At 38.1% G+C, this 8,004-nt stretch carries 5 protein-coding genes; 3 read left to right on the top strand and 2 right to left on the bottom strand.

Going from position 1 to position 8,004, the window contains the following annotated elements; translation table 11 throughout:
* Positions 1-130 precede the first annotated feature (130 nt).
* Genes ACTQ1L_RS15015 through ACTQ1L_RS15005 form a run of 3 tightly spaced genes read left to right on the top strand, consistent with a single transcriptional unit; the run spans position 131 to position 6,486 of the window.
* Entirely contained in the window at positions 131-2,443 is a 2,313-nt protein-coding gene (locus tag ACTQ1L_RS15015) for a GH1 family beta-glucosidase (RefSeq protein ID WP_441368045.1), read from the top strand.
* A 35-nt stretch (positions 2,444-2,478) separates the two neighbouring features.
* Positions 2,479-4,173 (top strand): phospho-sugar mutase, encoded by a 1,695-nt coding sequence (locus ACTQ1L_RS15010; RefSeq protein WP_441368044.1) that lies wholly within the window; start codon positions 2,479-2,481, stop codon positions 4,171-4,173.
* Positions 4,174-4,203: 30 nt separating this feature from the next.
* Positions 4,204-6,486, top strand: coding sequence for a diguanylate cyclase domain-containing protein (locus ACTQ1L_RS15005; RefSeq protein WP_441368043.1), 2,283 nt, complete (start codon positions 4,204-4,206; stop codon positions 6,484-6,486).
* Positions 6,487-6,563: 77 nt separating this feature from the next.
* On the opposite strand, the gene ACTQ1L_RS15000 is transcribed toward ACTQ1L_RS15005, so the two are convergent.
* Together ACTQ1L_RS15000 and ACTQ1L_RS14995 are read right to left on the bottom strand one after the other, a co-directional pair.
* A complete protein-coding gene (locus ACTQ1L_RS15000; protein ID WP_441368041.1) occupies positions 6,564-7,400 on the bottom strand; it encodes a DUF4234 domain-containing protein in 837 nt (278 codons plus the stop codon).
* A 12-nt stretch (positions 7,401-7,412) separates the two neighbouring features.
* Positions 7,413-7,820: a DUF2752 domain-containing protein gene (locus ACTQ1L_RS14995; protein ID WP_441368039.1), complete on the bottom strand. Its 408-nt coding sequence runs from the start codon at positions 7,818-7,820 to the stop codon at positions 7,413-7,415.
* Positions 7,821-8,004: the final 184 nt, after the last annotated feature.

Here is an 8,004-nt window from a genome sequence, read left to right as displayed (position 1 = left end):
GATACACGGAATAGCACGTATAAAATCCCATTTTTTAATTTAAAATCGTTTATGTGAAATTTTCAAGGTACAAACCGTTTTTTACGAGGTGGTTTTGACCCTCAAATCATATAATAATTAAGGAGCTATTATGTTTAAGGATGATTTTGTGTGGGGCGTTGCAAGCAGTGCCTATCAGATAGAAGGAATGAATGAAGGTGACGGACATGGAAGAAATGTCTGGGATGATTTTTTGGATGATGGAAGAGGCTTTGCAAATGATAATGCTAAAGTGACCTGCGACCATATTAACAGGTATAAGGAAGACATCGCTCTTATGAAGAATTTAGGCGTTAAAGCTTATCGTTTTTCAGTAAGCTGGTCGAGAATAATGCCAAATGGTACAGGTGAGGTCAACCAAAAAGCGATTGATATGTACCGTGACATGATTCATACTATGAAGGAAAATGGAATTACACCTTATATTACTTTGTTTCACTGGGAATTTCCAAAAGCATTGTTTGATAAGGGTGGCTGGTTAAACGAAGATGTGGTAAAATGGTTTGGCGAGTATGCTAAGGTTGTAGCTGAGAATTTTTCAGATATCTGTGAGAATTTCTTTACTATAAATGAACCACAGTGCGTGATATATCTTGGACATATGCTTGGAACTCATGCGCCTGGACTTAAGCTGTCAATCAGAGATTCTTTTCTCGCAGCGCATCATCTGCTTATGGCACATGGTAATGCTGTTATCAATCTGCGTAAATATGCAAAGCGTGATATCAAAATTGGCTTTGCACCGACATGCGGAGTTGCATATCCGTATTCTGACAGCAAAGAGGATATAGAGGCCGCAAGGAAAGTATATTTTGGTTTTTATAATACAATAGATAACTGGGCATGGAATGTATCATGGTTCTCAGATCCTGTATTTCTTGGACATTATCCTAAGGAAGGTCTTGAAAAGTTTGAGGAATACCTTCCGGAAATAAAGAAAGAGGATATGGAGCTTATCCACCAGCCGCTGGACTTTATGGGACAGAATATTTATAACGGATATTATGTAAGAGCAGGAGTTGACGGAGAACCGGAATTTGTTGAGAGGAATCCGGGATACACAAAGACTGTTGTAGACTGGCCGGTAACACCTAGAGCATTTTATTATGGAATTAAATTTCTGACTGAGAGATATAAGTATCCGCTTTATATTACAGAAAATGGCATGGCATGTCATGACAGTGTATCTGCTGATGGAAGAGTTCATGATTACGACAGAATCAATTTCTTGGATGCATACATGGGAGCAATGCAAAAAGCGATAGAGGATGGAGCTGATGTGTCAGGATATTTCCTGTGGACATTTATGGATAATCTTGAGTGGAATAAAGGCTTTACTCCGAGATTTGGACTTGTCTATGTGGATTTTGTTACACAGCAGAGAATTGTAAAAGATTCGGCATTCTGGTATAAGAAAGTTATGGAGGAAAAAGGAATGAATTTGTCTTGTAACAATATAAACAAAGAGATTATATTCTTAGACCCGGTATGTACACACAATATCTGGGGCGGAAGCAGATTAAGAGAGCAGTTTGGATATAATTATCAGGGTGATGATTTGGGAGAATGCTGGGGTATATCAGCACATCCAAATGGTGACGGAAGCGTTAAGTTTGGTAATTTCAAAGGAATGAACCTGTCACAGCTGTGGAATGAGCATCCGGAAATATTTGGCAATCTCGACTATGACAGATTCCCGCTTCTTATCAAAATCATTGATGCAAAGGATGACTTAAGTATTCAGGTTCATCCTGATGATGCCTATGCCAAAGTAAATGAGAATGGTTCATTTGGAAAGACAGAGTGCTGGTATGTGCTTGATTGTCCTGATGATGCATCACTTGTGATAGGACACAATGCCAAGACTAAGGACGAATTGAATGAAATGATAGATCAGGGAAGATGGTCTGAATTTATCCGAGAGATTCCGGTTAAGAAGGGTGATTTTATCCAGATTGACCCGGGAACAGTTCATGCTATTAAAGGTGGATTACTGATTTTAGAAACACAGCAGAACAGTGATATTACATATCGTGCATATGATTATGACAGACTTTCAAATGGTAAGCCAAGAGAGCTTCATGTAAAGCAGAGCAAGGATGTTATAACTGTACCGGCAGCACCTGCCCGCGACAGCGTGATAAAGACAGAGGGAATGAGTGTAAAGAATGAGCTTGTATCACTTTATAGTTGCAATTATTACAGTGTATTCAAGATGGAATTAGATGGAGAGGCAAAGTTTGAACAGAAGTATCCATTTTTGAATATTACTATCACAGAGGGAAATGGAATTATAAATGGTCAGCCGGTTAACAAGGGTGACCACATGATAGTACCAAATGGCTTTGGTCAAATAGATATGAGTGGTAAGCTTGAAATGATTGCTTCAACAGTTATCAAATAGAGATTTTGAATATGAAAGGAAAGAGGATTCAGATTATGAAAACAGAAATTATGGAACAGTACAAATTATGGTGCGAGAAGGCAACAGAAGATGCAGATGTAAAGGCTGAGCTTGAGGCAATTGCTTCTGACGAAACCAAGATAGAAGATTCTTTTTATAGAAACCTTGAGTTTGGTACAGGTGGACTTAGAGGTGTAATCGGTGCAGGTACAAACAGAATGAATATCTACACTGTTGCAAAGGCTTCACAGGGACTTGCCAATTATGTAGTAAACAATTTCGAAGAGGGCAAAAGAAGTATTGCAGTAAGCTATGACTCAAGAATTAAGTCGGATTTATTTGCTCAGATTGCAGCAGGTGTATTTGCAGCTAACGGAATAAAGGTATACATCTACACAGAGCTTATGCCAACACCTTGTCTATCATATGCAGTACGTGCATTAGAGTGTGCAGCAGGTATTATGGTTACTGCATCTCACAACCCTTCAAAGTATAATGGATATAAGGTATATGGTGCTGACGGATGCCAGATTACAACAAAGGCAGCAGAGATTATTCTTGCAGAAATTGAGAAAATTGATTTGTTTGCAGACGTAAAGCGTGGAGATTTCAAGACGCTTTTGGATGAAGGCAAAATCTCATATATTGATGAGCAGATATATACAGATTTCACCGATGAAGTTAAGAAACAGTCATTACTTGGTGATGCAGATGAAATAGATAAAAATGTAGCTATTGTATACTCGCCACTCAATGGTACCGGACTTAAGCCTGTTACAAGAGCTTTAAAAGAAAGTGGATTTACAAATATCACTCTTGTAGAGGAACAGAAGCTGCCAGATGGGAATTTCCCTACATGTCCATATCCTAATCCAGAGATTAAAGAGGCAATGGCACTTGGAATGGAATATGCAAAGAAGAACAATGCAGACCTTCTTCTTGCAACAGACCCTGACTGTGACCGTGTTGGAATAGCAGTAAAGGACAAAAACGGAGAGTATGTACTTCTTTCAGGAAACCAGACAGGATGCCTCCTTCTTGACTACATCTGTTCGAGAAGAATTGAGAATAAGACAATGCCTGCAAACCCTGTAATGGTGAAGACTATCGTTACTACTGATTTGGGACAGAGAATTGCTGAGCACTATGGTGTTTCAACAGTCAATGTACTTACAGGATTTAAGTTTATCGGAGAGCATATTGGATGTCTCGAGAAGGCAGGTCATGCAGATTCATATATCTTCGGTTTTGAGGAAAGCTATGGATATCTCAGTGGTTCATATGTAAGAGATAAGGATGCAGTAGATGGAGCGTTCTTAATCTGCGAGATGTTTGCTTACTACAAGACAAAGGGAATCAGTTTGCTTGAGAAGTTAGATGAATTATACAGCACATATGGTTACAGCATGAATACACTTCATTCATTTGAATTTGAGGGCGCATCAGGATTTGACAAGATGCAGGATATCATGAAGAAATTCAGAGAGGGACTTGAAGTAATCGGTGCTAAGAAGGTGGAGAGATGTCTCGATTACAATACAGGAATTGACGGTCTTCCAAAATCAAATGTACTTAAATTCTATCTTGAAGGCGACTCTTCAGTTGTAGTACGTCCTTCAGGAACAGAGCCAAAACTTAAGCTTTACATTTCAGTAAGTGCAAAGGACGAAAAAGAAGCTTGTGAATTTGAAGAAAAAATAGTTGCGGACCTTAACTCATATTTTGTATAATGGAAAAAAAGAACCATAGAAGGTGAAGGTATGAAGAAGAGAGCTGTAGTTGGGGTATTAGTTGCAGGAATAGCAGATAACTTTACTGTCCAGACCTGTCGTGGAGTAATTCAGGCAGCAAGGGATAAGGATATTGATGTTGTGATTATGCCGGGAAAATACATAGAAAGAGACCTTACAAGCAATAGGGAGATTATGTATGAGTACCAGTATAATACGCTTTATTCTTATGCAGCAGGTGGTAAAGTAGATGCAATTATAGTGTTAGCAGGAAGCATTTGCTGTTATACAACCTTAGAGAGAACGAAAGCGTTTTTAGAGCAGTATAAGGATACACCATGTGTTTTGATGGGATGCAAAATTGATGGCTATTTAAGTGTCAACTACGACAATTATCTTGGTATAAAGCAAGGTGTAGATTATCTTGTAACAAAGCTTGGTTGCAGAAATATTGCCATGATGGGTGGTCCTGATGATAATACTGATGCATTAGAAAGAAAGCATACTTTCCTTGACACTCTCAAATCATATGATATACCGATTGGTGAAGAGACCTATTTTTGCGGAAATCTGACCAAAGCTCAAAGAGAACAGTTCGGAATGTATATAGACAGACATCCGGATATAGAGGCTGTTGTCTGTGTAAATGATGATACTGCACTAAGCTTTTATGAGGCCATGATGGACAAAGGGCTTGTTCCAGGGCAAGATATCTATGTTATGGGTTATGACAATACAATAGTTAGCGCTAAGGCAAAACCTGCACTCACAACAGTTATGGCTGATGCTTCTTCATTAGGTGGAAGAGCAATTGAGCTGTTGTTGGATCTTCTTGATGGAAAGGATGTAGAGAGTGTTGTAGTTACTACCCGATTGATAAAACGTGATTCCTTTGGCTCGATGAAAAGTCATCAGAGAAGTATTCAAGTTAATCGATTGGACAGAGAATACATAGACTACTATTATGATGAGATATTCTACAGATATACAATAGAAGTCAATGATAACAGGCTTCGAATTCTATTTAGAACTATAATGGAGCTGGTTATAGATTACTATGATCATCTGGGAGAGATGAATTCTGATGATGGTACGCTAATACGGCTTTTGAATACCTTTTTGCATATGGGGGCTCTTAAATATGCAGATGCAGAGAATCTTCTGACACATATAGATGAAGTATATCAGTTACTGCTTTCAAAGTATGAGGGTGATGTGGCGCACAGTAGAATTATATCTGTTATATCATCAGTTTATAGAGAGCTTGTCATCTCGGAAGAACAGATTCAAGGCGATATGCTTGAACAGAGTGATAAGAAGAATTATGATATGAAGACATTTGTAACGGCGAGCATGCAGTTTGAAAGTGGTGCAGACCAGAATTACGCAGTTTTGCTACAGCGTCTTAGCTGGCTTGGAATTGAAAATGCTGATTTGTATATATTTGCACAGCCAATTATGCATTTGGATAAAGAAGAGTTTGTTACACCAAATCATGTTTACCTGATGGCTTCACTTAGAAAGGGTGAAGTAAAGAACACAAGAGTTGGACGCAAAAGAAGACGAACATCGGATATTTTCAGAGGTTCGATATTTGAATATGGAGGAAATGTCAAAGTTGTTTTCCCTATTTTCTCAAATGAGAATTTATATGGTCTTTTCTTATGTGATATGTCTGAGCAGATATACAATAATGGTGAGTTCGTAGTAGGACAGCTTGGATCGGCCGCAAAGATGCTTCATATGCTCAAGGTTAATCAGGATATTCAAAATGAGTATGAGCGAACTCTTGTGGCTTTAAAAGAGAATAATATTGCACTTGATGCACTTGCAAAATCAGATGGTCTTACGGGCATACTTAACAGAAGAGGCTTTATGGAAGCTGCCGAGAAGCGCCTTATGAAGAACAGGGCTAACAATATTGTTAGTCTGGTTGGTTATGTTGATATGAACAATCTCAAGATTGTAAATGACCGATATGGACATGATGAGGGAGATTTTTCAATTCAACATATAAGCAATACTTTGGACGAACTATTTAAAGATGGAGTTGTTGGTAGACTTGGTGGTGATGAGTTCGGAATAATATGCGACTACGACGGGAATGAAGATGGCAATGATATAGTAGCTAAAATATATAAATCATTTAATGATTTTAATATGACAAGCGATAAGCCATATAACGTAACAGTAGCAGTCGGAGTGTATTGCGTTGCAGCAGATAGTTATACAGAGCTTCAGGAAGCACTTGGATTTGCTGATGAGAAATTGTATGTAGAGAAGCAACATAGAGTCAAAAATGTTGCCAAATAGAAATAAACTAAATAACAAAATAAAAAGAACTTCTCTTGCCACATAGAGAAGTTCTTTTTTATTGATTATTATATCAATTAAGCGTTTGCTGCGTTGTAGTTATTGTAAGCTGCGCAAATGCTGTTTGTGTTCTTGATAATGATGTTCATAGCGATGAATGGTCCGATTCCACAAAGCATTGAACCGAAAAGCATCCAAAGTAATACTGTTGTACCATTCTCTGTAAAGTTCATGCCATATCTTGGGGCATTTGAAGCAAGACGATTTCCAACTTTGTAGAACCAAATCCATGAGTAGATTCCACAAGTTACAATTGATAAAACGATGAACATAAGAAGACCGGAAGTAGTCTCTCCATCTCCATCACATGCAATATTTAAATCCTGTGCAAGTTTGTAAATGAAATAATAAGAATAAATTCCACAAGTTACGATTGAAAGTAAAATATAAACCAAAAGGCTTCTATCCGTTTTTAACATAATTCCTCCTCTGCGGACTGGCGGTATATTGTTACCAAATCCGTTGTTATTGTATGCGAAGTTGTTGTTATATGGAGGTGGTGTAGCACCGCCGGCATATGGTGGAACAGCTCCGCTGTTGTTATAGTTTGGTGTGGCATTATTCAATGGAGGCGGAGTAATTCCCGGCTGTGGTGTAGGATTGTTTGTTTTTATACCTATATCATCGGCCAATTCCTTGACCGCTCCATTCAAATCTCTCTCGAGGTTGTTAAAAGCATTGCTTGCATGAGTAGCTATATCTGCTGTAGCATCACCAAGCTGTGATTCAACCTTTTGTACTGTTGCATCAAGATTAGAGACGAACCCTTTATTCTGTGCATTTGTACTGTTTCCGCAATTTGGACAAAAACTAGCATTGTCTTCTATTTTTGCCCCACAATTAGAACAAAACATTTTCATTCCTCCTTATCCTATGTGAGATGATAGTAATTCGTATAGAAATAGCAAACCTTTCTCAATTATTCCCTCAGAAGGTCTTACACATACGATGTCATTTTGGAAAAATAATAAGCGAATTAAATAAGTAACTAAAAATATGCCCACGAAAATGCCTATAAGAATTTTCCTGATTTTAGGTGAAAACCTGTCTTTTAATAAGAAAAGTATAATCATTGGGATGACGAGCAAAAAAAGCGGATGGTAATAAAATGCCATACTGATATCGCCATGAAGTACCGACAACCAGGCTCTCGACATGCCGCATCCCGCACACGATATACCTGTCAGATACTTGATAGGGCAGGTCACTCCCAAAAGTTCAATGATGAAGTAGAGTATCGCTATTGTAAATATCGCTTTGAGTTCATCCTTCATCTTTCACTATTCCTTTACAATGGTAATTTAATAAAAATTTAATAATTACTAACAGAAAATAGTATAAATATAACCTGAATTATTCACGGCAGTATAAGCGTGCACAAAATCTACCGTAGTTGCCATTACAACCACTCCCAATACATCACCTTTCCAGAAGATAGCCTAAAAAAGGGCAGACTTC

It is taken from the genome of Agathobacter sp. LCP21S3_B2, assembly GCF_052118705.1.
In the GTDB taxonomy this organism is placed as follows: domain Bacteria; phylum Bacillota; class Clostridia; order Lachnospirales; family Lachnospiraceae; genus Roseburia.
The sequence above is the reverse complement of the archived record's forward strand: the minus strand, read 5'-3'. Positions and strand labels throughout refer to the sequence as shown.